A 23,196-nucleotide genomic window follows, 5' to 3' on the forward strand; every position below is an offset into this window, starting at 1 on the left:
TCAGGCCCGGATATGCAATACGCAGACGAGGGTGAAGAGGCGGCGCGCGGTGTCGAAGTCGAGCTCGACCTTTTCCGCCAGCAGCTCGCGAAGCATCTCCGAACCCTCGTTGTGCAGTCCGCGCCGGCCCATGTCGATGGCCTCGATCTTCGACGGCGTCGCCGACTTGATGGCCTGGAAATAGCTTTCGCAGATCTTGAAGTAATCCTTCACGAGGCGCCGCATTGGCGTGATCGGCAGGCCGACCCGGGCCAGTTCCGCATCGGCCTCGTCGCGGATGTCAAAGACCAGCCGGTTGTCCTCGATCGCGAGGCGGAGCCGGAACGGCCCGCCGTCGACGCCGATCGGGGCGAAATGGTTCTCCTCCAGCAGGTCGAACATCGCGACCTTGCGCTCATGCTCGACATCGGGGCTGCGGCGAATGACCCCGGCCTCGTCGAGCTTGACGTCGACGATGCGCGAGCGGGATTCGCCCGGCCCGCTCACGCCGTCTTCTCCGCCGGCCGGTCGTTGAGCCGGATCGCGACCGAGCGGGCATGGGCGCCGAGGCCCTCGGCCTCGGCCAGCGCCACCGCCGCCGGGCCAATCGCCGCCAGGCTGGCCGGATCGCAACGCACGATCGAGGTCCGCTTCATGAAGTCGAGCACGGACAGGCCCGACGAGAAGCGGGCGCTGCGCGCGGTCGGCAGGACATGGTTCGAGCCGGCGACGTAATCGCCGATCGCCTCCGGCGTATGGCGGCCGAGGAAGATCGCGCCGGCGTGACGGATCCGCTCCGCCAGCGCCTCGCAATCGTCGACGGCGAGTTCCAGATGCTCGGGCGCGATACGGTCGACCAGGGCCGGTGCGTCCGCCAGGTCGTCGACCAGGATGATGGCGCCGTGCCGGGCGATGCTGTCGGCCGCGATCTCCCGCCGGGGCAGCATGGCCAGTTCGCGGGCGAGCGCCGCTTCGACCCGGTCGGCGAAGCCCGCGTCGTCGGTGATCAGGATCGATTGCGCGGCGCTGTCATGCTCGGCCTGCGACAGCAGGTCGACGGCGATCCAGGCCGGGTCGTTCTGCCCGTCGGCGACCACCAGGATCTCGCTCGGCCCGGCGATCATGTCGATGCCGACGGTGCCGAAGACCTGGCGCTTGGCGGCTGCCACCCAGGCATTGCCCGGGCCGACGATCTTGTCGACCGGGGCGATCGTCGCCGTGCCGTAGGCCAGCGCGGCCACCGCCTGGGCGCCGCCGATCCGGTAGATCTCGGTCGCACCGGCAAGCTGGGCTGCGGCGAGCACGAGCGGGTTGAGCCGGCCGTCCGGCGTCGGCACCACCATGACGACGCGCTCGACGCCGGCAATCCGCGCCGGGATCGCGTTCATCAGCACCGAGGAGGGATAGGCCGCCGTGCCGCCCGGCACGTAGATGCCGGCCGCCGCGACCGCCGACCAGCGCTGGCCGAGGGAGACCCCGTCCGCGTCGACGAAGCGGAAATCCTGCGGCAGCTGGCGGCTGTGATAGGCCTCGATCCGTTCCGCCGCGCGGGCCAGCGCGTCGCGCTGCGCGGCCGGCACGCGGGCCGCCGCCTCGGCGATCTCGTCGGCGCCGATGGCCAGCGTCCCGGCCGTCACGTCAAGCCGGTCGAAGCGTTTTGTGTAGTCGATCAGCGCCGCGTCGCCGCGCTCCCTGACGGCGGCGAGAATGCCCCGCACCGTCTGGTCGACATCCTCCGCGCTTTCCCGCTTCTCGCCGAGAAGCGCGGCGAAATCGGCCTCGAAACCGGGACGGCCGGCATGCAGCCTACGCATCGCCGATGACCTCCCGGAAACGTTCCAGCCAGCCGCCGAGCTGCTCCGGCCGGGTCTTCAGGGCCGCCCGGTTGACGATCAGCCGCGAGGTCACGTCGGCGATCTCCTCGACCTCGACCAGGCCGTTCGCCTTCAGCGTCGCGCCGCTCGACACCAGGTCGACGATGCGCCGGCAGAGCCCGAGGCTCGGCGCCAGCTCCATCGCGCCGTTCAGCTTGATGCATTCGGCCTGCACGCCGCGCGCCTCGAAATGGCGGCGCGTGATCGCCGGATACTTGGTGGCAACGCGGATATGGCTCCAGCGCCGGGGATCGTCGGAGCGGCTGAGCGAGGCCGGCTCCGCCACCACCAGCCGGCAATGGCCGATCCCGAGATCGAGCGGCGCGTAGAGTTCCGGATAGTCGAATTCCATCAGCACGTCGTTCCCGGCGACGCCGAGCTGGGCGGCGCCGAAAGCGACGAAGGTCGCGACATCGAACGAGCGGACGCGGATGATCGAAATGCCCGGATGGTTGGTGTCGAACTTGAGCTTGCGGGATTCCGGGTCGTCGAAGGCCGGCTCGGGCTCGATCCCGACGGCCCGGACGATCGGCATCACCTCCTTCAGGATGCGGCCCTTGGGGAGCGCGATGACGATCCGGTCGTCGCGATCCATGCCGGCCTCGGCGCCGCTGGCCGGCGCCCCGGCGTCGCGTGGTCGATCCATCTTCGTTACTCCGCCTTCAGGCCGTGATCGGGTTTGCGCGGCGTCGTCCAGGGCTTGCCCCGGTCGCTCAGTACCGCCTCGATACATTCCACGTCGAGCCGGACCAGCGCCCCGCCGGCGAAGACCAGCGTCACCTGCGCCGCCGGCGCGGTGGTCTGCTCGACGGCGATGGTCAGTAATTCCAGCACCGGTTCGGCCCCGCCGGGGGCGAAACCCTGGCGGCTGACCGAAAGCACGCCGTCGATGACAAGGCCGGACTGGATTCGTTCGAACATCGTCTTTGGCCGCCGGGCGCCGCGAACGGTCTCCCAGCGGAAACGGTTGAACAGGACCGCGAAGCGCCGTTCGCCCCGTCGCCAGGTCATGGCGTCGGGACGCGTCACCGCGCTTTCAAGCGCGGAGGCGACGATCGTGAGGTCGTCGGCGTCCTGCGCCATCAGCCGGAGCGGCGTGCCCTGGTCTTTCTCGTTCGCCATGCCTCGTCCCCGATCGGCCGGACCCGCGGTCCGGCGCCTATTCCCGCAGCCGCTCGATCTGCGCGCCGCATCTGGCCAGCTTCTCTTCCAGCCGTTCGTATCCGCGGTCAAGATGATAGACGCGATTGACGATCGTTTCGCCCTTCGCGGCGAGTGCCGCCAGAACAAGGCAGACGGAGGCGCGCAGATCGGTCGCCATGACCGGCGCGCCGGTCAGGCACGGCACGCCGCGCACCAGCGCCGAGGCGCCGTGCACGGTGATATTGGCGCCCATCCGCGTCAGTTCCGGTACATGCATGAAACGATTCTCGAAAATCGTCTCGGTGATCATCGCCGCCCCTTCCGCAGTGCACATCAGCGCCATCGTCTGCGCCTGCATATCGGTCGGGAAGCCCGGAAAGGGAAGGGTCATCACGTCGACGCCCCGGACCGGACCGTTCTGGCGCGCCACCGTCAGGTCGCCGCCGTCGCCGGTCATCTCGACGCGAGCCTCGTGCAGGATATCGGCGAGCGCGCCGACCAGTTCCAGGTCGGTCCCCTCGAGAACCAGCCGGCCGCCGGTGATCGCCGCCGCGATCGCGTAGGTGCCGGTCTCGATGCGGTCGGGCAGGACGCGGTGATTTGCGCCGTGCAGGCTGTCCCGGCCCTCGATCACCAGCCGTTCGGTGCCGGCCCCGTCGATCGACGCGCCCATGGCATTCAGGCAGCGCGCCAGGTCGGCGATCTCCGGCTCGCGGGCGGCGTTGTCGATCACCGTCGTGCCCCGCGCCAGGGCGGCGGCCATCATGAGGTTCTCGGTGGCGCCGACCGAGACCATCGGCATCAGGATCTTCGCGCCCCGTAGACCGTCGGGGGCGGTGCCGTTGACATAGCCGCCGGCGATCTCGAAGGCCGCGCCCATCTGCTCCAGCCCCTCCAGATGGAGGTTGATCGGCCGCGTGCCGATCGCACAGCCGCCGGGCAGCGAGACCCGGGCCCGGCCCTCGCGGGCAAGCAGCGGGCCGAGGACGAGCGCCGAAGCACGCATCTTGCGGACCAGGTCGTAGGGCGCCTCGGTCGAGGTGATGGTCGCCGCGCGCAGCGTGAGAACGCGCCCGCCCGCCCCGTCGCCCTCGTCCATCGCGGTCTCGACGCCGAGCCCGTTCAGCAGGCTCGCCAGTGTCCGGATGTCGGCGACGCCCGGCATGTTGCCGAGTGTCAGGGTGTCTTCCGTGAGCAGGGCCGCGCACATCAGCGGCAGCGCCGCGTTCTTAGCGCCGCCGATCCTGATCCGGCCTTCCAGCGGCGTGCCGCCGACGATTCTGATTCGGTCCATGAGTTCCGTTCCGTGACTGGCGCGGGCGTGAACCTGACGGGATTCCCGCCCGGCCGCGCCCGCTTTTATCGCAATCCGGTGGCCTTGAAAACCGCTGCCCGGTCCGGATCGCCGGACGGGACGGCGGTTGCCTCAGCCCCGGTCCTCGGGCTCGGGTGGACGATTCTTGATGACGGGGGCCGGCGCCGTGCCGCGTGCGCGGGCCTGTGCCTTGCGGCGATGCAGGTTGTCGCGCAGCTTCTCAGCCAGCCGGGACTCCCGGTCTGGGTCGCGACCATGGCCCTGGCCCCGGCCCGGATTGTTGCGGTCTTTAGCCGTCATCGTGGAGGCGGAGCCCCTTTCGGTTTCGTCACCCGCCGCCAGTCAAGCGCGGGTCCTGGGCGTCCAGGCGGCGGGATTATGGCCGATCGGGGGCAATCGCGGAAGCCCGGGCGCCGATCCGGGCCGGGCGCGACGCGGCCGGCATCTCGAGGTCCGAGGCGAGCCCTTCCAGAATGTCGACCAGCGCCTCGATCACCGCCGGGTCGGCGATTTCCGGGGCCGGCATCCGGGTGCCGGGTATCGTGCCCGCCGGGTCGGCGATATAGCGGGTGAGCGCCTCGCGCGTCCAGCGCCGGCCGTCGCCGGCGAGTGCCGGCGAATAGTCCGCGTAGCCGCCGCTTCCGGCCCGGGCCCCGGCGATCCGCGCCAGCGACGGCGCGTCCCGGTCGTCGCCGGGGGTCAGCGAATGGCATTCGACACAGCCTTCGATGGCCTGTCGGAGGGCCGCCGCCGGGCCGCCCTCGGCGGCGAGCCGTTCGAGCCGGGCCTCGACATAGGCCATGCCGGTGCCGCCGGCGGTCGGCGTGATCACGATGACCTGCTGATGGTCGGTCCAGAGCAGCAGGCGGCCGTCCGGATGCTGCAGCACGTGCCGGATGTGCTCGCCGATGCGAATTTCCTCGGCGAAGATCACCCGGTCTTCGGCGACGCGGATCCGGAACAGGCTCTCGGCGCGCAGGCTGGCGACCAGCAGATCGCCGTCCCATGCCGGATGAAAGCCTTCGATCCGGGCCAGCCCCGAGGGTGCGATCGCCGGCAGCCAGGCCAGCATCGGCCGTCGATGGCGGTCGTGGCGTCCCGGGCTGAGGGCCGTCGGCAGCGGCTGGGCGCTGTAAAGCGTGCTGTAGCTTTCCGTCGGCCAGCCGTAGTTGCCGCCCTCGACTTCGAGATTGAGCTCGTCGCCGGCCCGCATGCCATGTTCGACCGTCCAGACCCGCCCGGCCCGGTCGAGCGCGATCCCCTGCATGTTGCGATGGCCGCGGCTGATCTGCCGTCCGCGCCCGGTCGCGAGGTCGATGGCGATGACCTTGCCGTAATCGGCGTCCGGGTCCTGGGCGACCGGCGGCCGGCCCGCCGGGTCGGCGCCCGGGATCGTCAGCGGTCCGTAGCTGCCGTCCCAGCCATAATCGCCGCTCGCCAGATAGAGCGTGCCGGCGCCCGGGCCCGGCTCGGCATGGACCATCCGGCCGCCGGCAAGATGGCCCTCGATCGGCCGCCATGTCGATTTGAGCGGCAGGCAGGGCCGGGTGCTGAAGACCTCGGTCCAGTCGCCGGGCCCGGCCCGGACCGCGCGGATGTCGTCATCGGGCACGGCGAGCCGGGCGATCGTCGTCGTGTAGCAGGCGGCGGAGGCGTCGTAGCGCGTGAAGGAAACGAACAGGGCGCGCGCGCCGGGCGGCCCAACGGCGAGCAGGTCGTTGTAGCGGAAATAGCCGAGCGTCCGGGGCGGCAGGCGCACCGCCGGCCCGGTAACCGCGGCGGCGAAGGCCGCGTAGCCGTTCGGCGGCGCGGCGATATCGAGCGCGGCAACATCAAGCGTCGGGTCGACGGCGTAGAACCGGCCCTCGTGCGTCATCGCCAGGATATCGGCGCCCCAGGCGGCGAGCGCGCCGCCGGCGCCCGGCCGGTCGGGGCGCGGGATCGTCACCACCCGCCCGGCAAGCGGCGTGAAGATCGTCTCGTAGCTGCGCTCGCCCGCGATTCGCTCGTCGCGACCGAAGCCCGCGGCCGCGCCGGAAACATGGCTCGTGGTCGGATCGGTCGGCAGGGTGGCGACGAACATGCGGTGCCAGCCCTGGGCAACGGTCTTGCCGGCATTGTCGGCGAGGGTGAGCAGCGGCGCGTCGTAGAGCGCGATGACATAGGCGCCGACGAAGCCGGCGAGGGCGGCAAAGCCGATTGCAACCGCGATCGCTGCGATCCTGCCAATCCTCACGCGCGCCACGACATCCCCCGCCTGCGGTGGCCGTCAGTCGATCATCCTACGCCGCGACCCGGTTCCGGAACAGGGTCTTGCGCCGGCGGCGGCAGCGGTCGTTCGCGGGGGCGCCGCCATGGCGCTTGACAGGCGGTGCGGTTCAAGGGTATTCGCCGGGCACCCATGGAAGCCGGCAAGCCGCAGTAGCTCAGGGGTAGAGCACACCCTTGGTAAGGGTGGGGCCGGGAGTTCGAATCTCCCCTGCGGCACCAGCCTGGCCTTCGCCGGCTATCGCCCCCCGGCCGGCGACCAGCTCCAGCGACTCTCCGTTTCCAGAGACTTCCGATCTTTCGCGAGCGTGACATCCGGCTCGAACGCGCCTTTGCGTGAAGCGTGGCGCCCGCGTGGGTTGTTTTCTTCGGTCGCGCCTTTCCACGGCGAAGGGTTGCGGGGGACTGATACACGCTGTGCCCGCGAAGAATCCGCATCATAAACTGCGTATTGTTCAACGGAGAATTGTGTGTACTATTTTCTTACAACCAAGAGAAAAAAAGGATGATGGAGGGGGTTGTGAGCAAATACACGAATGCGCGAAGCGTACTGGGCCCTCTCTCGCTGCGGGAGAGGCTTCTGCTGGTCTTCTCGGTCGAACCGGCAGGCGCGAGCGGGAGCTATGTCGAGCCGGGCACCGACTGGGACGTCGAGGGGGCGCTGGACGAGCTCCGCCGGACCTTCCCCGACCTGGACGGCCTGGTGGCGGGAAAGCGGGTCCTCGATTACGGCTGCGGCGACGGCTACCAGTCGGTCGCCCTGCGGCTCGCGGGGGCCGAGGTCATGGGCGTCGATATCGAGCGGAAGCGGATCCGCCACGCCCGCGAGCTTGCCGGGAAGCACGGTCTCGACATCGAATTCGCCACGGTGACCAGGGGCGATTTCGATGTCGCGGTCTCGCAGAACGCCTTCGAGCACATGCCCGATCCGGAAGCCTCACTGGCCGAGATCTTCGAGATCCTGAAGCCCGGCGGCAAGCTGCTGCTCTGCTTCGGACCGCCCTGGTACGCGCCCTACGGTTCGCACATGTATTTCTTCACCCGCCTGCCCTGGGTGAACCTGCTGTTCCCCGAACGGGTCGTGATGCGCATCCGCTCGCTCTACCGGGCGGACGGGTTGCAGAGCTATGCACCGGAACTCAACCGCATGAGCATCCGTCGCTTCGAGCAGGTCGTGCGGCGCTCCCCGTTCGAGCTGAGCTGGCGCCGCTATCGCTGTTCCTGGGGGCTGCACTGGCTGGCCCGGGTCCCGATACTGCGTGAACTGCTGATCAACCGGGTCGAGGCGGTTCTGCAGAAACCGTGGCTGCTCTGACGAGCCGCCAAGGACCGCCGACGGCCGGTCGGGGCAGGGGTGGGGGCACTCCGTTGCCCGGATGCAACTATCGCGTAACTGCGCGCATCGGAAATACGTCCCCCCTTGCACTCGACCGTATTTTAACGCATTTTATGCAACGATATTCTGCTTCGGACTGCCGGCCTGCTAACACCTTCACTAGGTCAAACTGCTGCCGTTCCCAACGAAGTCAGAAGCGTCGCGCATGGTGTGCGGCGTGAATAAGCGATTGGAGGACTGGCATGGCGACCGGTACTGTCAAATGGTTCAATAGCACCAAGGGTTATGGCTTCATTCAGCCGGATGGCGGCGGCGCCGATGTGTTCGTGCACATCTCGGCCGTGGAGCGTGCGGGCCTTGGCACCCTCAATGAGGGCCAGAAGGTTTCCTACGACGTGAAGCTCGACCCGAAGCGGGGCAAGTCCTCCGCCGAGGAGCTGAAGGCGCTCTGAGCGACCTTCGACCGAGTTGAAGAAGGGGCGCGGGCCTGAGGCCGGCGCCCCTTTTTTCATGCCTGTTGCCCGATCGGTCGCGGCCTTCGGGAGGCCGCTCGATCAGCCGGCGCGATCGCGGATATGGCCGGCCAGTTCGGCGCTCGGCCGGCCGTCGACCAGCAGGCCGTTGTCGCGCTGATAGGCGCGGATCGATTCCGCCGTTGCCGGCCCCATCACCCCGTCGGCGCTGCCGACCGGATAGCCGAGGCGGAGCAGGCCGCCCTGGATCTCGCGCACCGTCGAGTCACCGCTCGCGCTCTGCGTTCCCCCGCCGCCCCGCTTCCAGGCCGGCTCGCCGAGATTGACGTCCTCCTTCGACGTGAAGGCCCCGGTCAGGCCGCCGGCGGCGGCGCCGATCGCGGCGCCCTGTAGCAGGCTGAGCCCGGTGACCGCCCCGACCACCGTGCCGGCCGCGGCGCCGATGCCGGCGCCGGAGATCGCCCGGTCATGTTGCGTGCTGCCGCAACCGGCAAGCACCAGCGCGAGGCCGGCGGCAAGCCCGGCAAGGCCGAGCCGTCGCGGACTTGCGACCGTCGCGATCGATTGATGGATCATGGCAACACTCCCTCGAACTGGCGGAACACGGTCATTCGACCATCCGTCGATATGGTGATTCTTTTGCCGGATGTCCCGTGTCAAAGGTGAGTCAAATTGTCGGCCCCCGGAACCGGGCGAAAGGCGGGCGCCTGGCTTGCGGGCGCGCGCCGCGCCCCCTAACGTGCGCTTTCTGGTTTGGCGTGGACAGATTGAAGAGAGGGCAATATGCCGGTCACGGCGGAAGCGGAAGAACTGGGGCTCGACGGCCGGCGGCTGGAGCGGATCGGCGACTGGATGGCGCGCTACGTGGAGGCGGGCAAGCTCGCTGGCGCGCTCACGCTTGTCGCCCGGCACGGCGAGATCGCCTACCTGGACGGGCGCGGCTTGCGCGACCGGGAGGCCGGCGCGGCGGTGACCGAGGATACCGTCTTCCGGATCTACTCGATGACCAAGCCGATCACCTCGGTCGCGGCGATGATGCTGTTCGAGGAGGGCTGCTTCCAGCTCGGCGATCCGCTGGCGCGCTACCTGCCGGAATTCGCCGACATGCGGGTCTGGACCGGCGGCAAGGGGGCGGCGATGAAGACCGAGCCCGCGCACCGACCGATCTGCATCCACGACCTGTTCGTCCACATGTCGGGGCTGACCTACGACTTCTTCGACGACACGCCGATCGATGCGCTCTATCGCGAGCAGGGAATCTCGCTGCCCGGTTCGACCGAGCCGCTGGCGACCGTGATCGAGCGCCTTGCCGGGCTGCCGCTGCTCTCGCAGCCGGGCGCGGAATGGAACTACAGCGTCGCCACCGACGTGCTCGGCCGCCTGGTCGAGGTCTGGTCCGGCCAGACGCTCGACCGCTTCTTCGCCGAACGGATCTTCGCGCCGCTCGGGATGACGGAAACCGGGTTCGTGGTGCCGGCCGGGCGGCTCGACCGCTTCGCCGCGCTCTATGGCCTGAAGGACGGCGCGCTCGACCTGCTGGAGGCGCCGGCGCGGAGCCGGTTCGCCCTCGAGGGGCGGGCGCTCTCGGGCGGCGGCGGGCTCTGCGGCACCATCGGCGACTATTTCCGCTTCGCCGAGATGCTGCGCGGCAAGGGCGCCTTTGACGGCGGGCGGCTGCTCTCGCCCAAGACCGTCGAATACATGACGCGCAACCATCTGGACGGCGATCTGGCGGCGAACGGCCAGTCGGTGTTCAGCGAGACCTCCTACGACGGGATCGGCTTCGGGCTCGGCTTCTCGGTCGTGCTCGATCCGGCGAAGGCGAAGGTCATGGCCTCGGTCGGCGAATATGCCTGGGGCGGGGCGGCGAGCACGGTCTTCTGGAACGACCCGGAGGAGGACGTGACGGTGATCTTCATGACCCAGCTGCTGCCGTCGTCGACCTGGCCGCTCCGGCCCGAACTGCGCGCGCTGGTCTACCAGGCACTCGACGACTAGGGCCGCACCGCGCGCTAGTCCTTCGCGGCGGTTTCCTCGACCACCTCGACCCGCTCGGCGACGCCCATGGTGCAGACATGGACGGTCACCGGGTTGACGATCTTCACGCCGCGTTCCTCGGTCTTGCAGTCGATCTCGGCCAGCTCGGGGATCGCGGCGGCGAAGGTTTCTTCGCCCGTCCCCATCCCCCGGGCGGTGAGCGCGGCCCGGGCCGCGGCCGCGTCGAAGGCGATCGGACTGAAGGCCTCGCCGTCCTTCTGCTCGAAATGGCCGACATAGGTGGTCTTGCCGGGGGCGAGGGTGAAGACCGGCTGGGCGCCTTCGAGCACGTGTTCCCGGCGGTGGGTGAATGCGCGGGCGGCGAAATAGCGCCCCGGCGCGAGCGCCACCGAGTGATAGACGAAATCGGTATCCTCGCCGCCGTCGATCAGCGTTTCGCGGGCCTCGTTCAGCGGCAGGCCGATGGCGCGGCCGAATTCGCCCTTGCTGGTGAAGACGACGCCGTTGCCGTCGGCACAGGCCGCCTGACTGACCACGTAGGCCTGCAACTCGTAAGCCGCCTCGGCGGCCGGTACGGTGCAGAGCACGACACCGCCGTTCCAGTTGCGGTCGAGGGCGATGAGCATCCGGGTGTCGCCAGCGTCGTCGGCCATTGCGGGTGGCGCCGACGCAGGTCCGGCCGCTGGCGGGGCATCGGCCGGGGCCGTCGCCTCGGCCTGGGCCTCGGGCTCCGACGGCGTGACGACGCCTTCCAGCCAGGCGCCGACGCCGTCGAGTTCTCCGGCGCAGCCGCCGAGCATGAGACATACCGCGAGGGCGGGCACGGGCAGACGCATCGGCGGAGCCTCCTCTATCCGGTCGGTTGAGCGACGGGCGGCGCTGCCCGATGCCTGCGTGCAGTCTGGCACCGATGCCGGATCGCGACAAGCGCCGCCGGCGCTCAGAAGCGGCCGGCGATCCTCTCCTGCATGTCCGGGATCGGCCGGGGCACGCCGATATCGCAGACGATGATGTTCTCGTTGAAGAACGGCGCCAGTCCCTGCGTTTCCTCCTTGCAGGTGACGTCCGAGATGTCCGGGCGGGATGCATGCATCGGCAGCGAACCGTCTTTCGGTGTCCGGGTCGCGAGCCCGGCCCTCGCCGCTTCAGGCATGAAGGCGAGCGGCCGCAGGCTGCCTTTCGGGCTTTGCGCGAAGTGACCGACATAGTTGATCCGGCCGGGCTTCAGGGTGAAGACCGGCGCGCTGCCGCTCATGATGACGACAGACCGGCGGCGGAATGTCCGCGCCGGGTAAAACCGGCCCGGATCGGTCTCGATGACGTAGTAGGTGAAGCCATATCTGCCTTCATGGACCTCGAACGATTCGCCCGGACGTATGGAGAAGCTCGAATGGTCCAATGCCACCGAACGGGGACTGAGGGTGAAGATCGCGCCGCCGCCGCACAGTTCGTCACCGGTCGCATTGACGCCGACCTCGAAATGCCGCCCTCCCTGTCCCGCTTCGCAGAAGGTGAGCGCCCCATGCCAGCGGTGGAGAACGGCGATCAGCATGTAGGTCTTGTCGGCCGCGAGGCTGAGCGGCTGGTCGGGCGGCAGTTCCGTGTTCGGCGTCGTGCAACCGGCGAGCGCCAGCAGCAGGGCCATGACGGCGAGGGCGGGAGGGAAACGCATCGCGGGGGCCTCCGGAACGGAACGCGGATCTGACGTCGGCGACCGCGGCCGGAGGCCCCATCGCCTGCATTCAGTCTGCCATCCGCAACCGCAGGCGGCAAGTCGCCCCGGTCAGCGTGTCGGGCGGCGGCGCAGCACGACGAGCGCGACGAGCGCCAGGATGAACAGGACGCCGAGCACGATCCGGTGCATCTCGAGCGTCGAGCGGTCGGCTTCGGCGGCGGCCAGCGAGGCTTCCATGACGCTGAGCCGGCCGAGCGCGTTCTTCAGCTCGGTATCGGCCTTGGCGGCGGCGGTCTGCGCCGTCTTAAGCTCCTTCGCCGCGGCGGTGCGGGCCTTCTCGAGCTCGGCCTGCCTGACCTCCAGCGCGGCGATCCGGCTCTCGGCCTCGGCAAGCTTGGCCTGCGTCTGCTCGGCCGACGTCGTGCGCTGGTCGAGCGAGGCGCGCAGCGAGCCGATCAGTTCGTCCTTGTTGGCGATCGCGCTTTTCAGCGTGTCGAGGCTCGCCGTGGCGGCCGTGAGCCGCTCCTGCAGGCCGTCGAGCAGGCCACCCTTCTCCTTCATCTGCGCCTGGAGCGAGCCGAGCAGGCTGTCCTTCTTCTCCAGTTCGCCGCGCATCCGGCCGAGCAGGCCGTCCTTCTCGGAAAGCTGCGATTGCAGGGTGCCGAGCAGGCCATCCTTCTGGCCAAGCTGTTCCTGCAGGTTGCCGATCAGCCCGTCCTTCTGGCCGAGCTGATCCTGCAGCCCGCCGATCAGGCTGTCCTTCTGGCCGAGCTGCTCCTGCAGTCCGCCGATCATGCTGTCCTTCTGGCCGAGCTGATCCTTCAGGCCGCCGATCAGGTCGTCCTTCTGGCCGAGCTGGTCCTGCAGCGCCGAGGCGTCGAGCGGCGATTTCCCGTCCGTGCCCGGCAGGGCGCCGGCGGGCAGGGCGGGTTTGTCCGGAAGGGCGGACGCGGCGGGCGTATCGGATGCCGTGGGCAGCGCGGGTTTTTCCGGCAGCGCGGGCGTGGCCGGGGCGGCGGGTGCGGCCGGTGCGGCAGGTGCCTTTTCCGGCGCGGCCGTATCGGATTTCTTCGTCGCCTCGTCGGTCAGCGACTTCAGCAGGTTGCCTTGCGCCTCCGCGCCCGCCGGCAAGGCGAGCCAGAACCCAGCGGCGACGGTTAGGGTCAGGATCCGGGCGACCGCCATTCGTATCATCTCCAGTTCAGGTTCCGCCGCGCGCATCGCCGGCCATGGCTCCGGCATCGATTATCCGGAAAAGCCCATGCTTGCACAATGACATGCTTGCCGACGACATCCGTGGCCCGTCCGAGCCGTCGCACGGCACGCGGAATCGTCGCCAACCCCTCGTCTCGCGAACGTCCGGTCTGCCGGTCCGGTTCCCGGCGCAGGAAGCGGAACGGTCGCGCCGACGGCCGGCGGTGCGTCGCGATCCCGGCCATGCGCAAAATTCACTTGCGTTCGCTTCACAAAACGACGATATGCGGCCCTCGTTTTATTTGGCGTGAGCCGTCTACTGGAAGGAGGAGACGATGGCGAAAGACATCTCTCTCTTCCGACTGGGGACAGACTCGGATTGCGTACCGAGCGAGACCCGAGCGGGAGAGTCCGTAGCAGCGGAAAATGTGATCCGCTTTCCGTTATCCGCGGACCGGCTGGATCATTTCATCCAGCGCGACGGGCAGACATATGCGGGTTCGCATCTGATCGTCGACCTGTGGGGCGCCTCGCGCCTCGACGAACTCGACCATATCGAGGAAACGCTGCGGGCCGCCGCCGATGCGGCGGGCGCGACGGTGCTGCATGTCCATCTGCATCACTTCACGCCGAACGGCGGCGTGTCCGGCGTCGTGGTGCTGGCGGAAAGCCACATCAGCATCCACACCTGGCCCGAATGCGACTATGCCGCGCTCGACGTCTTCATGTGCGGCGATGCCGAGCCGAAGCGGACGCTGCCGGTGCTGGAAGAGGCCTTCCGGCCGGAACGGGTCGAACTCGGCGATCACAAGCGCGGCGTCATCAAGTGACTGCCTGGTTCGAGGAGCGGCTCTATCCGGGGACCGTGCATCGGCTCCGGATGGATCGCATCCTGCACAGCGAGCAGACCGACGAGCAGGACCTGGTGATCTTCGAGAACGACCGCTACGGCCGCGTTCTCGCGCTCGACGGGATCGTCCAGACGACCGAGGCGGACGAGCCCTTCTATCACGAGATGCTGGTCCATGTGCCGCTGGTCGCCCATCCCCGCGCCCGCCGGGTGCTGGTGATCGGCGGCGGCGACGGCGGGGCGATTCGCCGCGCCCTGATGCACGACATCGAGGCGGTCACCCTGGTCGAGATCGACCCGGCCGTGATCGAGATGTCGAAGCGCTACCTGCCGAAGCTCTCGGGCGACGCCTTCGACGATCCGCGCCTCGAACTGGTGATCGCCGACGGCTGCCGCTATGTCGCCGAGACCGAGGCCCGCTTCGACGTGGTGATCATCGATTCGACCGATCCCGTCGGGCCGGGCCGGGTGCTCTTCACGGCCGAATTCTACCGGGACTGCAAGCGGGTGCTGAACCCGGGCGGCATCCTGGTGACCCAGAACGGCGTGCCCTTCATGCAGGCCGACGAGGTCCGCGACGGCTATCCGAAGCTGAAGGCGAGTTTCGCCGACGTCGCCTTCTACCTGACCGAGGTGCCGAGCTACCAGGGCGGTCACATGGCGCTCGGCTTCGCCACCGACGATCCGTCGCTGCGGCGCCAGACGGCCGAACAGCTCGCCGACCGGGCCGCGCCGCTCGCCGGGAAATGCGAATACTACGGACCCGCGGTGCACGCCGCCGCCTTCGCGCTCCCGCCCTTCATCGAACGATTGTTCGCCTGACGCGTTGTCGTTTACCCACCGGCGCGGGGCCGGCGCGGATTTGACCCCAGGGAAGGTCCAGGCATTGGAGCGACGGCTCGCCGCGATCCTGTTCGCCGACATTGTCGGCTACACCCGGCAGATGCAGGCCGACGAGGCGGCGACGCTCGCCCGCGTCCAGGCCTGCTGGGACAGGCTGGCCATCCCCCTGGTTCAGGCCCACAAGGGGCGCATCGTGAAGCGCCTCGGCGACGGCCTGCTGGTCGAGTTCGCCAGCGCCGTCAATGCGGTCGAATGCGCCGCCGCCTGGCAGGCGGCGATGGCCGCGCCGGAATGGACGGACGGCGGCGCGGGCGGTGAACCGCTCCGCTTCCGCATCGGCGTCAATGTCGGCGATATCGTGGTCGACGGCGACGACATCCTGGGCGACGGCGTCAATGTCGCCTCCCGGCTGGAGGGGCTGGCGGAGCCCGGCGGCATCGTCGTTTCGGGCAGCGCGCACGACCAGGTCGACGGCAAGATCGCCGCCCGCTTCGTGGCCCTCGGGCCGACGGAACTGAGGAATGTCGAGCACCCGGTCCGGGTCTTCCGGATGCTGCTGCCGGGCGAGGGCACGGCCGATCTGCCCCTCCGGGCTCCGGCCGACGCCGCATCGGCCGCCGCGGTCACGGCGAGCCGCGCCGCGCCGCGCTGGCGGATCGCCCTGCCGCTCGCGCTCGCCGGGATCATCGTGGTGCTGGCGCTGATGCTCTGGAAACCCTGGTCGGATGGCGATGCGGCCGCGCCTGCGGTCGTACGGAGCGGTCCCGCGACCGCCGAAGGCGCCGACCGCGCCGACCGTGCCCCTGTGGCGACGGAACCGGGCAGGACGGCGGAAGGCACCGGGGACAGCGCGAAGGACGGCGGGGCCGGGAAGGGCCTCGTCGGCTCGACCCTCGATAGCCTGAAAAAGATCGCGCCCGTGGGCGACGGTTCCTCGGCGCCGACCACCGACTGCGCCCCGAACGACGCGGGCCAGGGCGCCGCCGTCCAGCTCGACTGCAACCGCTAGGGCGGCCCCTCCGCCATATCGCCCGGTGACAGGTATGGCCACGGGGCGGTAAAAGAGCGAAGCCGTGCCCGAATTCACGGGCCGGTCGACCGGGCGGGAGGACGTAATGGATCACGTGGCCGAAGGCTCATGCCTCTGCGGCAGGGTTGCCTTCCGGATATCCGGGGCGTTCGAGCGTTTCTTCCTCTGCCATTGCAAGCGCTGCCGCAAGGGCACCGGGTCGGCCCATGCGGCGAACCTGTTCGCCCCGGCGGGGCGACTCGACTGGCTGTCGGGGGCGGATCTCGTGTCGACCTACCGGGTCGCGGACACGCGGCACCAGCGGAGCTTCTGTTCCGCCTGCGGCTCGGCCGTTCCCAACAAGCGGGCGAACGGCGCCGGGCTGGTCGTGCCCGCCGGCTGCCTCGACAGCGCGGTCGCGCTCCGACCGGATGCGCATATCTTCGACGCCGATCGTGCCGAGTGGGACGCGCATCTCGAGGACGTGCCGAGACTGCCCGGCCGGCCGGGCTGACGCGAACGCGCCGTCACGCCGATCATCCCTTGCCGCCGGCGCGGCGGTTTCCCTTCCCCATCAAGGGATCGGCGCATAAGCTGGTCCTGATGAACGGGAGGGTAGCATGTCCGAAAGAAACGCCGTGCGCGCTTGCAGGGTCGCGCTCGGCAACGGCCTAAGGGAATCTTCGCCGGATGCGGCGCTCGACGCCAGGGGCTATGTCGCCGACGCGGCGGAGAACCTGGTCGCCGGCTTCCGGCTCGACGACGTCCGGAAGGACCTGGAGAGCGGCAGCGGCAACGAACTCGAGAACAAGTTCCGCGCCGCCCATTCCTCCTCGGCGCTCGGGGTCAATGTCTTCGCGCCCTTCAAGGCGAGGCGGGTCGCTCCCCTTCTGCCGGGCGGCGACGGCGGCTTCTCCGGCTTGCGGTTCGAACGGAAATGCAGCGCCGGCGTGCGCGGCACCGCGCCCAATCTCGATGTCGTCGTGGAGGGCGCGCGTGCGGTCGTCGCCATTGAATCCAAGTGTCTCGAACCGCTCTCGCGGCACGATGCGAAGTTCGCCGATGCCTATCGCGACCGTATTCTGGACGCCCGCCGGGACGGCGCCTGGTTCCGCGAAATGATGGCGCTCCGCGCCGCGCCGCAGGCCTATCGCTGGCTCGATGCCGCGCAACTCGTCAAGCATGCCTTCGGCCTCGCGCACAGTTTTCCGGACCGGCCGGTGACGCTGCTCTACCTGTTCTGGGAGCCGGCGAACCCGGAAGCCTTCCGTGTCTTCGCCGAGCATCGCGCCGAGATCGGGCGTTTCGCCAGGGCGGTCGAAGGCGACGGGCAGGTGGCCTTCGCCGCGATGTCCTACCCGGAGCTCTGGCGCTCCTGGGTGGCCGCGGCCGCGCCCGACTGGCTGCCGGCGCATATCGGGCGCCTTCGGGCGCGTTACCTGCGCGCGGCCTGAGCGTCGCGCGGACAAGGAGTGGTAGCTCATGGATATCCGCCAGTGGCTCGCGTTCCTGAAATGGTGCACGATCCTCAACGGGGGGCTGCTCGCGGTCTCGGCAGTCGTGGCGATCGTCATCCCCGACTGGGCCGTGGCCATGCATTCCCGGCTGTTCGGGATCCCGCCGGAGGTGGTCGGCGGCGCCTTCTATGGCTTCGTCGCGTTGCTGAAGATCCTCTGGCTGTTCTTCAATCTGCTGCCCTGGCTGGCGCTCAGGATCGTCGTCCGCGGCTAGGGCGCGGCCAGCCCGTGGCGAAGTCGGAGGGGGGGTGCGTCGCGATGGACGTGAGGAGTGTGGGCGCCGGCGTGCTGTCGGTCGCCTACCGGGAATACGGCCCGGCCGGCGGCTGGCCCTGCATTCTCGGGCATGGCTTTCCCTATGACGTGGAGGCCTACGCCGAGGCGGCGCCGCTGCTGGCGGAGGCCGGGGCGCGGGTCATCGTGCCCTGGTTGCGCGGCTACGGCCCGACCCGGTTTCTCAAGCCAGACACGCCGCGTTCGGGCGAGCAGGCGGCCCTCGGCGCCGACCTCAGGGCGTTGATGGACGCGCTCGGGATCGAACGCGCGGTGCTCGGCGGCTATGACTGGGGCGGGCGGGCCGCCTGCGTCGTCGCGGCGCTCTGGCCGGAACGGGTGACGGCGCTGGTCTCCGGCAATTCCTACAACATCCAGGACATCGCCCGCGCCATGGAGCCGGCGGCGCCGGCGGCCGAGGCCGCCTACTGGTACCAGTATTACTTCCATTCGGAGCGCGGCCGCCGCGGGCTGGCGCAGGACCGGCGGGGCATTGCCCGGCTGCTCTGGCGGATGTGGTCGCCGACCTGGGCCTTCGACGAGGCGACTTTCGTGCGCAGCGCGGCGGCCTTCGACAACCCGGATTTCGTCGACGTCGTGATCCATTCCTACCGGCACCGCTACGGCCTCGTGCCGGGCGACCCGGCGGTCGCGGATATCGAGGCCGCGCTTAGCAGGCAGCCGCCGATCGCGGTGCCCGCGATCACCATCGACGGCGACGCGGACGGGGTGGGCGGCCTGACCACGCATCACGCGGCGATGTTCACCGGGCCGCACGAGCATCGCGTCTTCGCCGGCGCCGGCCACAACCTGCCCCAGGAACGCCCCGCCGATTGGGCGCGGGCGGTGCTGAACGCGCGAAAGCTGGCCGGCTAGTCGCCCGCTCCGTCGGCACGCTCCGGACATGCGAAAGCCCGCCCCGCCTTGCGGCGGGACGGGGCTGTCGGTCGGCATGCGGGGGACGTGCGGGGTGCGCGGGCGGGGCTATTCCCGCTGGATGACGATCCGCCGGCTGTTCAGCTCGCCGCATTTCTCGGCGAGGAATGCGCCGTCGAGCGGCGCGCGGGCGGCGTGCCGGACCAGCGCCGAATGGGGATAGAAGCAGAGCGCGTCGATATGGCGCGGGATGACCGCGTCGTTGACCTGGCGGATCTCCGCCACCCCCTCGTCCATGAGGGCGCCGGCGCCGGCGCAGCCGGAAAGCGCGAGCATCAGGGCCAGCGTGGGGAGGCCGGCGAGGCGGGCGAGACGCGCCGCCGCCCGTCCCGGATCATGGCGCGGCATCAATAATCGTCCGCGTTCCGGTTGTGGCCGACGTTGCCGGCCAGCAGGTTCAGGAAGCGGAGCGTGATGTCGAGCACCGCGTCGTCGCTCCGGCTCGGCGTCAGCGCGGTGATCGCCGTCGCCGCGGTCACGGTCGCGGTCAGCGCCGCGATCCAGGCGGGAAAGGCATCGATCAGCGAGACCAGCATGGCATGCATGGCGGGACTCCTCGTTTGATTGAATGGAATTCAGGAAAGCCTGCCGCTGCCGGCCCGCGCGTAGGCGTTGAGGCATTGCAGCGCGAGGATCAGCAGCCGCTCGCGGCCGAGCGGGATCTCGCCGTGGGCGTTCAGGACCAGGATGCCGGGCTGCTCGGCGATGCCGCTCTGGCGGACATAGGGATAGAGAACGTCGACGTCCTGCCGCGCCCGCATGCGGATTGCCGACTTGCGCGGTAGGCCGCGGCGCCGGGGCGCGTCGGCCGGAAGGGCATCGTCGTCGCCCTCGTCGAAGGCGGCGATGTCGCCGGGCTCACGTATCGCGGTCATGGCGTTCCTCCTCTGTCGGTTGCGGGATGGGGGTCGGGAAGTCGAGCCGGCCGAGCCGTTCCATCCGGGTCGCGGCGCGGATCTCCTGCTTCAGGTCGCGGACCGTCTCGGCGAGATAGCTGACCCGTTCCTCGACCCGGGCGACCGCCTCGCGGCCATCGGCGACCGAGACGCCGACCCAGCCGATCAGGCCGCAGAGCACGAAGCCGACGAGGGTCTGCAGGTGGCGCTCGAACGGGCCGTGGGCGCGCGCCGGTTCGCTCATGACGGTCCGTCCTGCGGCGCCCCGCCGGGCGCGGCGGGCGCGAGGCGGAGCCGGTTGCCGGCGGCAAGCCCGCAGAACGTGCCGTCCGGGCCTTCCATCACCAGGGTCCAGCTCCCGGTCCGGACATTGCCATAGAGCGCGACCACCCGGCCCTGCCCGCCGATGCCGGCGAACAGCGGCGTCTCACGCCAGCGGCTCTCGCGGATCGCCCGGTCCATGTCGCCCGGCGGCAGGCAGAAGCCCTCGGCGAGCGCCGGCAGCGGGGTCAGCGCCAGGCAGGCGAGCAGCAAAAGGAGACGGGTCATCGCGCCCTCCCGGTATGTCGAGTGAAATAATTTCAGCATTGTCCGGAGCGGTTGCGCCCTAGCGGCGTTCGGTGATCCGGTAGCGTTTCATCACGAGGTCGTGGCCGGCATGGACGAGCGGCGTCGCCTGCTCGATCTGCCCCCAGACGGCGCGGCGGGCGAGCAGGCTCGCATCCTCGTCGGCGATGGCGAGCACGTCGCCGGAGAGCCCGGCCACACGGTCGATCTCGAAGGCTGGGCCGAAGGCTTCCGCCTCGGAGAGCACGCCAAGCTCGAACTCGACGACGCGATAGCGGGCGCCGATGTCGGTATAGCTCTGGCCGCCCCGGCTCCGGGTCCGCCGGCTTTCGTCGGCCCATGTCCATTGCGCGCCGTAGGACGGGTTCCGCGCCGGCTTCCACGCCGGGCCAAGGACGATCCGCCCGATGTCGAAATAGCCGGCCAGCGGGGCGGCATCGGCGACCGCGATCTTCCAGTAGCGGTAGGTCTGGTCGGCCGCGAAGACCTGGTAGAGCGCGCCGTAGCCCGCCTCCATGCCGGTCAGTTCGTCGGCCGTGAAGTCCGGCGCGGCGACCGCCGGATCGGAAGCGTCCGCCGTCACCTGCACGGTCGCCGACGGCGAGAGGTTGGCGCCGAGGATGGCGAAGGCGCGGATCGCCGTCGCCGCGCCGAAATCCACGAGAACGTGGAAGGCATCCGTCCCGCTCGCCCGCCAGACCCGCGACAGGTGCGGATCGGCGCTGTTCGACCCGGGCAGGGTCGCGACCTCCCGGCTGTAGGTCTTCGCCGCGCTGTCGAAGGCGTTGTCGTGGAGCAGGATCATGCCAGGCACTCCAGGATGGTCTCGTTCCGCGCGCCGTCGAGCGTCAGCCCGATCACCCGCATGGTCCTGCCGCCGTCGAGCCCGTAGCGGCCATAGGTGACGCGCACGGTGTCGTTCAGCCGGAGCCGGTAGCCGAGCGCCTTGACGCGGACCTCGTAGATGAAGCGCGGCACGCCGAACAGGGCCAGCAGGCGGGCCGCCTCGGCCGCCGCGTCGGCCGCCCCGTCGTAGAGCGCCGGCACCAGCGGCGGTTCCGCCGCCAGCGGGCTTGCGGTGCGCACGCTCGCATCCTCCGCCGTCTGCACGCGGGTCTCTTCCGCCAGGAAGGCGCGGCGCTCGTCGGTCACCGCGCCGGCAAGGCCGGAGGTCTGCACTGTCCAGTTCCGCCGGTAGCCGACCCGCCAGCGCCAGACGATGGGGGCGAGTTCGTCCGGCAGGTCGCGGCGCGAGAGGGTGACGATCTCGGTCTCGCCGAAGGCCGCCACGTAGGAGCCGATGTTCGGCGCCTTGAGCACGCCGAGCGAGAAGCGCCGCTGCCGGTCGAAGGTGTAGAAGCCGCCGATCGTGCGGATGATGTCGTCAAGGATCGCCGGGATGGTCCGCGAATCCGGGATGTAGAGGCCGATGGCTGCGTCGTTGTCCGCCTCGACCGCGGTGAAGTCGTCGGGCACGAAATCGTCCGGATCGGTGAGCCCGCCATATTCGACCAGCAGGGCCCGGATGATCGCGCCGGCCGTCACCGGGGCCGATGCCGCGCCGAAGGTCTGGCCGGTGACGTCGCAGGTGATCTCCTGCGCCGGCGAGGCGGCGAGCGTGAATTCCCCGTTCGCGAGATCGAGCGTCGGGACCGATCCGCCGGTGAGCGCGACACCGCCGTCATAGACCGCCGGGATCGCCTCGACCGCGCCGTCGGCGACCTTGTAGACCAGCCCGGCGGCGTCGACCAGGCGGGGCGTCACGTTCCGGCAGATGCCGAGCGCCACCGGCAGCGGCTGGCCCTCGAGGTCGCCGGCCGTGTCGTCGAACAGCGTCTCCTGCAGTGGCCTGTCGAGCGCGATCACCTGGTCCTGGATGGCGAGCTCGACCTCGGTCTCGGTGAAGCGCCAGCCCTCGGCCCGGGCCGACAGGATGGTGCGGAAATCGTCGTAGGCGAAGCCGACGCCGCCGGCCCTGACCGTCACCTCGCGGCCGTCGACCGCCATGTCGGCAAGCCCGTCGAGGCCGCCGTCGAGGTTGATCAGCCGGATCGTGCCGAAGGAGGGCTCCGAGCGGCCGCCGAGCGCGCCGGCCTGGAACATCGATTGCGAGAAGCGGAACGGCGAGGCGAGCCGGCCCTCGTAATGGGTGTTCGCGACCGAGTCCGAAGGCCCGGAGGTGAAGCCCCGCATGGAGTAACGCAACGTCGTCGTCGCGCCGGCCGCGCGGTCCCAGGCGACGATCTCGACCAGGAATTCCAGCGCCGGGGCCGGGTCGGCGATCAGCTGCTCGAACAGCCCCGGCACGTAGAGATAGGCGAACTCCGCGTAGCCGCCCGAGGCGAGCGGCTGGGAGCCGGTCGGATGAAGGCCCAGCATCGGCTCAGGCCCCGAGCGCCCGGCCGGCCGCCGCGAGCTTCGCCTCGAGCGCCGCGAGACGGCGTTCGAGCGCGTCCTGCCGGGCGCCGTCCGTTCGTGCGGAGGCCACCGGTGGCGCGGGCGGCGCGGCGGGCTCGACCCGGCGCGAGCGCGTCACCCTGATGTCGCTGCTGTCCGGGTCGATCTTCAGCGTCTCGCCGGTCTGCGCGACGCTGGAGACGGCGCGGAGTGCCAGCACGATCCGCTTGTACGTCCCGCCTGCCGGGTAGACGAAGGAGCCGATCTCGGTCAGCACCTCGTGGTGGCGGTTGCCGAGGAACAGCGGGTCGGTCGCGGCGTTGGCCGAGCCGCTGACATTCGGCCCGCCGCCCTCGGAGATGTCGATGTATGCCCCGTCGCTGATGTCGCGGTTTTGCGCCAACACGAACTTCGCCGACACATTACAGGGGTGCCCGAGATCGTTGGTCACGCCGATTTGGCCCTCGATGTCGTAATGGTCGCCGGGCTGCGCCCCGGTGATCTTGACCGAGACGACGCCGACCCATTGCCCGGGCCCGACCGTCACCGGGATCGCCCCGACCAGCTCCGGCCGCTTCGTCGTCCGGAACTTGAAGGTCTCGTTGAACGGGCCGAAGCTCGCCTGCAGGTCCTCGTCCTTCGGGAAATCCATC

At 69.8% G+C, this 23,196-nt stretch carries 29 protein-coding genes and 1 tRNA gene; 11 read left to right on the top strand and 19 right to left on the bottom strand.

Going from position 1 to position 23,196, the window contains the following annotated elements; all coding sequences use genetic code 11:
* The 7 genes from OCH7691_RS05530 to OCH7691_RS05555 all read right to left on the bottom strand — a co-directional run bounded on the left by OCH7691_RS05530 (position 1) and on the right by OCH7691_RS05555 (position 6,547).
* Positions 1-486, bottom strand: coding sequence for a UPF0262 family protein (locus tag OCH7691_RS05530; RefSeq protein WP_085882371.1), 486 nt, complete (start codon positions 484-486; stop codon positions 1-3).
* Complete coding sequence (gene hisD, locus OCH7691_RS05535; protein WP_085882372.1) at positions 483-1,793, bottom strand: histidinol dehydrogenase; 1,311 nt, start codon at positions 1,791-1,793, stop codon at positions 483-485. The genes OCH7691_RS05530 and hisD overlap by 4 nt, the downstream gene beginning before the upstream one ends.
* Positions 1,786-2,448 carry an ATP phosphoribosyltransferase gene (gene hisG, locus OCH7691_RS05540; RefSeq protein ID WP_085883520.1) on the bottom strand — a complete coding sequence of 221 codons (663 nt, stop codon included), beginning with the start codon at positions 2,446-2,448 and terminating at the stop codon, positions 1,786-1,788. The genes hisD and hisG overlap by 8 nt, the downstream gene beginning before the upstream one ends.
* Before the next feature lie 56 nt (positions 2,449-2,504).
* The gene (locus tag OCH7691_RS05545; protein ID WP_085882373.1) at positions 2,505-2,975 is read right to left on the bottom strand and encodes a DUF2948 family protein; all 471 of its coding nucleotides are present in this window, start codon (positions 2,973-2,975) and stop codon (positions 2,505-2,507) included.
* Positions 2,976-3,012: 37 nt separating this feature from the next.
* On the bottom strand, positions 3,013-4,290 hold the full coding sequence (gene murA, locus OCH7691_RS05550; RefSeq protein WP_085882374.1) for a UDP-N-acetylglucosamine 1-carboxyvinyltransferase: 1,278 nt from the start codon (positions 4,288-4,290) through the stop codon (positions 3,013-3,015).
* A gap of 132 nt (positions 4,291-4,422) precedes the next feature.
* Complete coding sequence (locus OCH7691_RS22855; RefSeq protein WP_139839529.1) at positions 4,423-4,611, bottom strand: hypothetical protein; 189 nt, start codon at positions 4,609-4,611, stop codon at positions 4,423-4,425.
* Between the two features lie 76 nt (positions 4,612-4,687).
* Positions 4,688-6,547, bottom strand: coding sequence for a PQQ-dependent sugar dehydrogenase (locus tag OCH7691_RS05555; RefSeq protein ID WP_139839531.1), 1,860 nt, complete (start codon positions 6,545-6,547; stop codon positions 4,688-4,690).
* Positions 6,548-6,726: 179 nt separating this feature from the next.
* Here OCH7691_RS05555 and OCH7691_RS05560 point away from each other — a divergent pair.
* From OCH7691_RS05560 to OCH7691_RS05570, 3 genes are all read left to right on the top strand, one after another.
* Positions 6,727-6,801, top strand: a tRNA-Thr gene (locus tag OCH7691_RS05560).
* Between the two features lie 298 nt (positions 6,802-7,099).
* Positions 7,100-7,894: a class I SAM-dependent methyltransferase gene (locus tag OCH7691_RS05565; protein WP_176244934.1), complete on the top strand. Its 795-nt coding sequence runs from the start codon at positions 7,100-7,102 to the stop codon at positions 7,892-7,894.
* A 263-nt stretch (positions 7,895-8,157) separates the two neighbouring features.
* Entirely contained in the window at positions 8,158-8,367 is a 210-nt protein-coding gene (locus OCH7691_RS05570; RefSeq protein ID WP_085882377.1) for a cold-shock protein, read from the top strand.
* A gap of 102 nt (positions 8,368-8,469) precedes the next feature.
* Here OCH7691_RS05570 and OCH7691_RS23485 read toward each other — a convergent pair whose 3' ends face one another.
* A complete protein-coding gene (locus OCH7691_RS23485; protein ID WP_085882378.1) occupies positions 8,470-8,964 on the bottom strand; it encodes a peptidoglycan-binding domain-containing protein in 495 nt (164 codons plus the stop codon).
* Between the two features lie 207 nt (positions 8,965-9,171).
* Here OCH7691_RS23485 and OCH7691_RS05580 point away from each other — a divergent pair, with 207 nt between their 5' ends.
* On the top strand, positions 9,172-10,386 hold the full coding sequence (locus OCH7691_RS05580; RefSeq protein WP_085882379.1) for a serine hydrolase domain-containing protein: 1,215 nt from the start codon (positions 9,172-9,174) through the stop codon (positions 10,384-10,386).
* A 14-nt stretch (positions 10,387-10,400) separates the two neighbouring features.
* Here the strand turns inward: OCH7691_RS05580 and OCH7691_RS05585 are convergent, their stop codons facing one another.
* The 3 genes from OCH7691_RS05585 to OCH7691_RS05595 all read right to left on the bottom strand — a co-directional run bounded on the left by OCH7691_RS05585 (position 10,401) and on the right by OCH7691_RS05595 (position 13,303).
* Positions 10,401-11,222, bottom strand: a complete 822-nt coding sequence (locus OCH7691_RS05585; RefSeq protein ID WP_139839533.1) for a hypothetical protein — start codon at positions 11,220-11,222, stop codon at positions 10,401-10,403.
* A gap of 104 nt (positions 11,223-11,326) precedes the next feature.
* Positions 11,327-12,058 carry a hypothetical protein gene (locus OCH7691_RS05590; RefSeq protein ID WP_085882381.1) on the bottom strand — a complete coding sequence of 244 codons (732 nt, stop codon included), beginning with the start codon at positions 12,056-12,058 and terminating at the stop codon, positions 11,327-11,329.
* 111 nt (positions 12,059-12,169) lie between these two features.
* Positions 12,170-13,303, bottom strand: coding sequence for a hypothetical protein (locus OCH7691_RS05595; RefSeq protein ID WP_085882382.1), 1,134 nt, complete (start codon positions 13,301-13,303; stop codon positions 12,170-12,172).
* A gap of 287 nt (positions 13,304-13,590) precedes the next feature.
* Here OCH7691_RS05595 and speD point away from each other — a divergent pair, with 287 nt between their 5' ends.
* The 7 genes from speD to OCH7691_RS05630 all read left to right on the top strand — a co-directional run bounded on the left by speD (position 13,591) and on the right by OCH7691_RS05630 (position 18,623).
* Entirely contained in the window at positions 13,591-14,085 is a 495-nt protein-coding gene (speD, locus tag OCH7691_RS23625) for an adenosylmethionine decarboxylase (protein ID WP_085882383.1), read from the top strand.
* Positions 14,082-14,927: a polyamine aminopropyltransferase gene (gene speE / locus OCH7691_RS05605; RefSeq protein ID WP_085882384.1), complete on the top strand. Its 846-nt coding sequence runs from the start codon at positions 14,082-14,084 to the stop codon at positions 14,925-14,927. The genes speD and speE overlap by 4 nt, the downstream gene beginning before the upstream one ends.
* Before the next feature lie 64 nt (positions 14,928-14,991).
* Positions 14,992-15,957: an adenylate/guanylate cyclase domain-containing protein gene (locus OCH7691_RS05610; RefSeq protein WP_085882385.1), complete on the top strand. Its 966-nt coding sequence runs from the start codon at positions 14,992-14,994 to the stop codon at positions 15,955-15,957.
* A 106-nt stretch (positions 15,958-16,063) separates the two neighbouring features.
* A complete protein-coding gene (locus OCH7691_RS05615) occupies positions 16,064-16,471 on the top strand; it encodes a GFA family protein (protein WP_085882386.1) in 408 nt (135 codons plus the stop codon).
* A gap of 106 nt (positions 16,472-16,577) precedes the next feature.
* On the top strand, positions 16,578-17,411 hold the full coding sequence (locus OCH7691_RS05620) for a PGN_0703 family putative restriction endonuclease (protein ID WP_085882387.1): 834 nt from the start codon (positions 16,578-16,580) through the stop codon (positions 17,409-17,411).
* A 28-nt stretch (positions 17,412-17,439) separates the two neighbouring features.
* On the top strand, positions 17,440-17,688 hold the full coding sequence (locus OCH7691_RS05625; RefSeq protein WP_085882388.1) for a DUF6868 family protein: 249 nt from the start codon (positions 17,440-17,442) through the stop codon (positions 17,686-17,688).
* 44 nt (positions 17,689-17,732) lie between these two features.
* Positions 17,733-18,623, top strand: coding sequence for an alpha/beta fold hydrolase (locus OCH7691_RS05630; protein ID WP_085882389.1), 891 nt, complete (start codon positions 17,733-17,735; stop codon positions 18,621-18,623).
* A gap of 108 nt (positions 18,624-18,731) precedes the next feature.
* On the opposite strand, the gene OCH7691_RS05635 is transcribed toward OCH7691_RS05630, so the two are convergent.
* The 8 genes from OCH7691_RS05635 to OCH7691_RS05670 are packed head-to-tail and all read right to left on the bottom strand — an operon-like array spanning position 18,732 to position 23,195.
* A complete protein-coding gene (locus OCH7691_RS05635; RefSeq protein WP_085882390.1) occupies positions 18,732-19,031 on the bottom strand; it encodes a hypothetical protein in 300 nt (99 codons plus the stop codon).
* Entirely contained in the window at positions 19,031-19,228 is a 198-nt protein-coding gene (locus tag OCH7691_RS05640) for a hypothetical protein (protein ID WP_085882391.1), read from the bottom strand. The genes OCH7691_RS05635 and OCH7691_RS05640 overlap by 1 nt, the downstream gene beginning before the upstream one ends.
* Positions 19,229-19,258: 30 nt before the next feature.
* Entirely contained in the window at positions 19,259-19,558 is a 300-nt protein-coding gene (locus tag OCH7691_RS05645) for a hypothetical protein (protein ID WP_085882392.1), read from the bottom strand.
* Complete coding sequence (locus OCH7691_RS05650; protein ID WP_085882393.1) at positions 19,542-19,823, bottom strand: hypothetical protein; 282 nt, start codon at positions 19,821-19,823, stop codon at positions 19,542-19,544. The genes OCH7691_RS05645 and OCH7691_RS05650 overlap by 17 nt, the downstream gene beginning before the upstream one ends.
* Positions 19,820-20,128 carry a hypothetical protein gene (locus tag OCH7691_RS05655; RefSeq protein ID WP_085882394.1) on the bottom strand — a complete coding sequence of 103 codons (309 nt, stop codon included), beginning with the start codon at positions 20,126-20,128 and terminating at the stop codon, positions 19,820-19,822. Before OCH7691_RS05655 ends, OCH7691_RS05650 begins: the two co-directional genes overlap by 4 nt.
* A 58-nt stretch (positions 20,129-20,186) precedes the next feature.
* Positions 20,187-20,951, bottom strand: coding sequence for a hypothetical protein (locus OCH7691_RS05660; protein ID WP_085882395.1), 765 nt, complete (start codon positions 20,949-20,951; stop codon positions 20,187-20,189).
* Positions 20,948-22,525 (bottom strand): hypothetical protein, encoded by a 1,578-nt coding sequence (locus tag OCH7691_RS05665; protein ID WP_085882396.1) that lies wholly within the window; start codon positions 22,523-22,525, stop codon positions 20,948-20,950. The genes OCH7691_RS05660 and OCH7691_RS05665 overlap by 4 nt, the downstream gene beginning before the upstream one ends.
* 4 nt (positions 22,526-22,529) lie before the next feature.
* Positions 22,530-23,195, bottom strand: coding sequence for a hypothetical protein (locus OCH7691_RS05670; protein ID WP_085882397.1), 666 nt, complete (start codon positions 23,193-23,195; stop codon positions 22,530-22,532).
* Position 23,196: the final 1 nt, after the last annotated feature.

The sequence above is a fragment of the Oceanibacterium hippocampi genome (assembly GCF_900172325.1).
GTDB lineage: Bacteria > Pseudomonadota > Alphaproteobacteria > Sneathiellales > Sneathiellaceae > Oceanibacterium > Oceanibacterium hippocampi.

What these genes read in the sequence shown, in the direction of transcription:
- hisD (WP_085882372.1), bottom strand. Translation starts at nt 1,793, where the DNA reads ATGCGTAGGCTGCATGCCGGCCGTCCCGGTTTCGAGGCCGATTTCGCC.
- hisG (WP_085883520.1), bottom strand. Translation starts at nt 2,448, where the DNA reads ATGGATCGCGACGACCGGATCGTCATCGCGCTCCCCAAGGGCCGCATC.
- OCH7691_RS05545 (WP_085882373.1), bottom strand. Translation starts at nt 2,975, where the DNA reads ATGGCGAACGAGAAAGACCAGGGCACGCCGCTCCGGCTGATGGCGCAG.
- murA (WP_085882374.1), bottom strand. Translation starts at nt 4,290, where the DNA reads ATGGACCGAATCAGAATCGTCGGCGGCACGCCGCTGGAAGGCCGGATC.
- OCH7691_RS22855 (WP_139839529.1), bottom strand. Translation starts at nt 4,611, where the DNA reads ATGACGGCTAAAGACCGCAACAATCCGGGCCGGGGCCAGGGCCATGGT.
- OCH7691_RS05570 (WP_085882377.1), top strand. Translation starts at nt 8,158, where the DNA reads ATGGCGACCGGTACTGTCAAATGGTTCAATAGCACCAAGGGTTATGGC.
- OCH7691_RS23485 (WP_085882378.1), bottom strand. Translation starts at nt 8,964, where the DNA reads ATGATCCATCAATCGATCGCGACGGTCGCAAGTCCGCGACGGCTCGGC.
- OCH7691_RS05580 (WP_085882379.1), top strand. Translation starts at nt 9,172, where the DNA reads ATGCCGGTCACGGCGGAAGCGGAAGAACTGGGGCTCGACGGCCGGCGG.
- OCH7691_RS05585 (WP_139839533.1), bottom strand. Translation starts at nt 11,222, where the DNA reads ATGCGTCTGCCCGTGCCCGCCCTCGCGGTATGTCTCATGCTCGGCGGC.
- OCH7691_RS05590 (WP_085882381.1), bottom strand. Translation starts at nt 12,058, where the DNA reads ATGCGTTTCCCTCCCGCCCTCGCCGTCATGGCCCTGCTGCTGGCGCTC.
- OCH7691_RS05595 (WP_085882382.1), bottom strand. Translation starts at nt 13,303, where the DNA reads ATGCCGGAGCCATGGCCGGCGATGCGCGCGGCGGAACCTGAACTGGAG.
- speD (WP_085882383.1), top strand. Translation starts at nt 13,591, where the DNA reads ATGGCGAAAGACATCTCTCTCTTCCGACTGGGGACAGACTCGGATTGC.
- OCH7691_RS05615 (WP_085882386.1), top strand. Translation starts at nt 16,064, where the DNA reads ATGGATCACGTGGCCGAAGGCTCATGCCTCTGCGGCAGGGTTGCCTTC.
- OCH7691_RS05620 (WP_085882387.1), top strand. Translation starts at nt 16,578, where the DNA reads ATGTCCGAAAGAAACGCCGTGCGCGCTTGCAGGGTCGCGCTCGGCAAC.
- OCH7691_RS05625 (WP_085882388.1), top strand. Translation starts at nt 17,440, where the DNA reads ATGGATATCCGCCAGTGGCTCGCGTTCCTGAAATGGTGCACGATCCTC.
- OCH7691_RS05630 (WP_085882389.1), top strand. Translation starts at nt 17,733, where the DNA reads ATGGACGTGAGGAGTGTGGGCGCCGGCGTGCTGTCGGTCGCCTACCGG.
- OCH7691_RS05635 (WP_085882390.1), bottom strand. Translation starts at nt 19,031, where the DNA reads ATGCCGCGCCATGATCCGGGACGGGCGGCGGCGCGTCTCGCCCGCCTC.
- OCH7691_RS05640 (WP_085882391.1), bottom strand. Translation starts at nt 19,228, where the DNA reads ATGCATGCCATGCTGGTCTCGCTGATCGATGCCTTTCCCGCCTGGATC.
- OCH7691_RS05645 (WP_085882392.1), bottom strand. Translation starts at nt 19,558, where the DNA reads ATGACCGCGATACGTGAGCCCGGCGACATCGCCGCCTTCGACGAGGGC.
- OCH7691_RS05650 (WP_085882393.1), bottom strand. Translation starts at nt 19,823, where the DNA reads ATGAGCGAACCGGCGCGCGCCCACGGCCCGTTCGAGCGCCACCTGCAG.
- OCH7691_RS05655 (WP_085882394.1), bottom strand. Translation starts at nt 20,128, where the DNA reads ATGACCCGTCTCCTTTTGCTGCTCGCCTGCCTGGCGCTGACCCCGCTG.
- OCH7691_RS05660 (WP_085882395.1), bottom strand. Translation starts at nt 20,951, where the DNA reads ATGATCCTGCTCCACGACAACGCCTTCGACAGCGCGGCGAAGACCTAC.
- OCH7691_RS05665 (WP_085882396.1), bottom strand. Translation starts at nt 22,525, where the DNA reads ATGCTGGGCCTTCATCCGACCGGCTCCCAGCCGCTCGCCTCGGGCGGC.
- OCH7691_RS05670 (WP_085882397.1), bottom strand. Translation starts at nt 23,195, where the DNA reads ATGGATTTCCCGAAGGACGAGGACCTGCAGGCGAGCTTCGGCCCGTTC.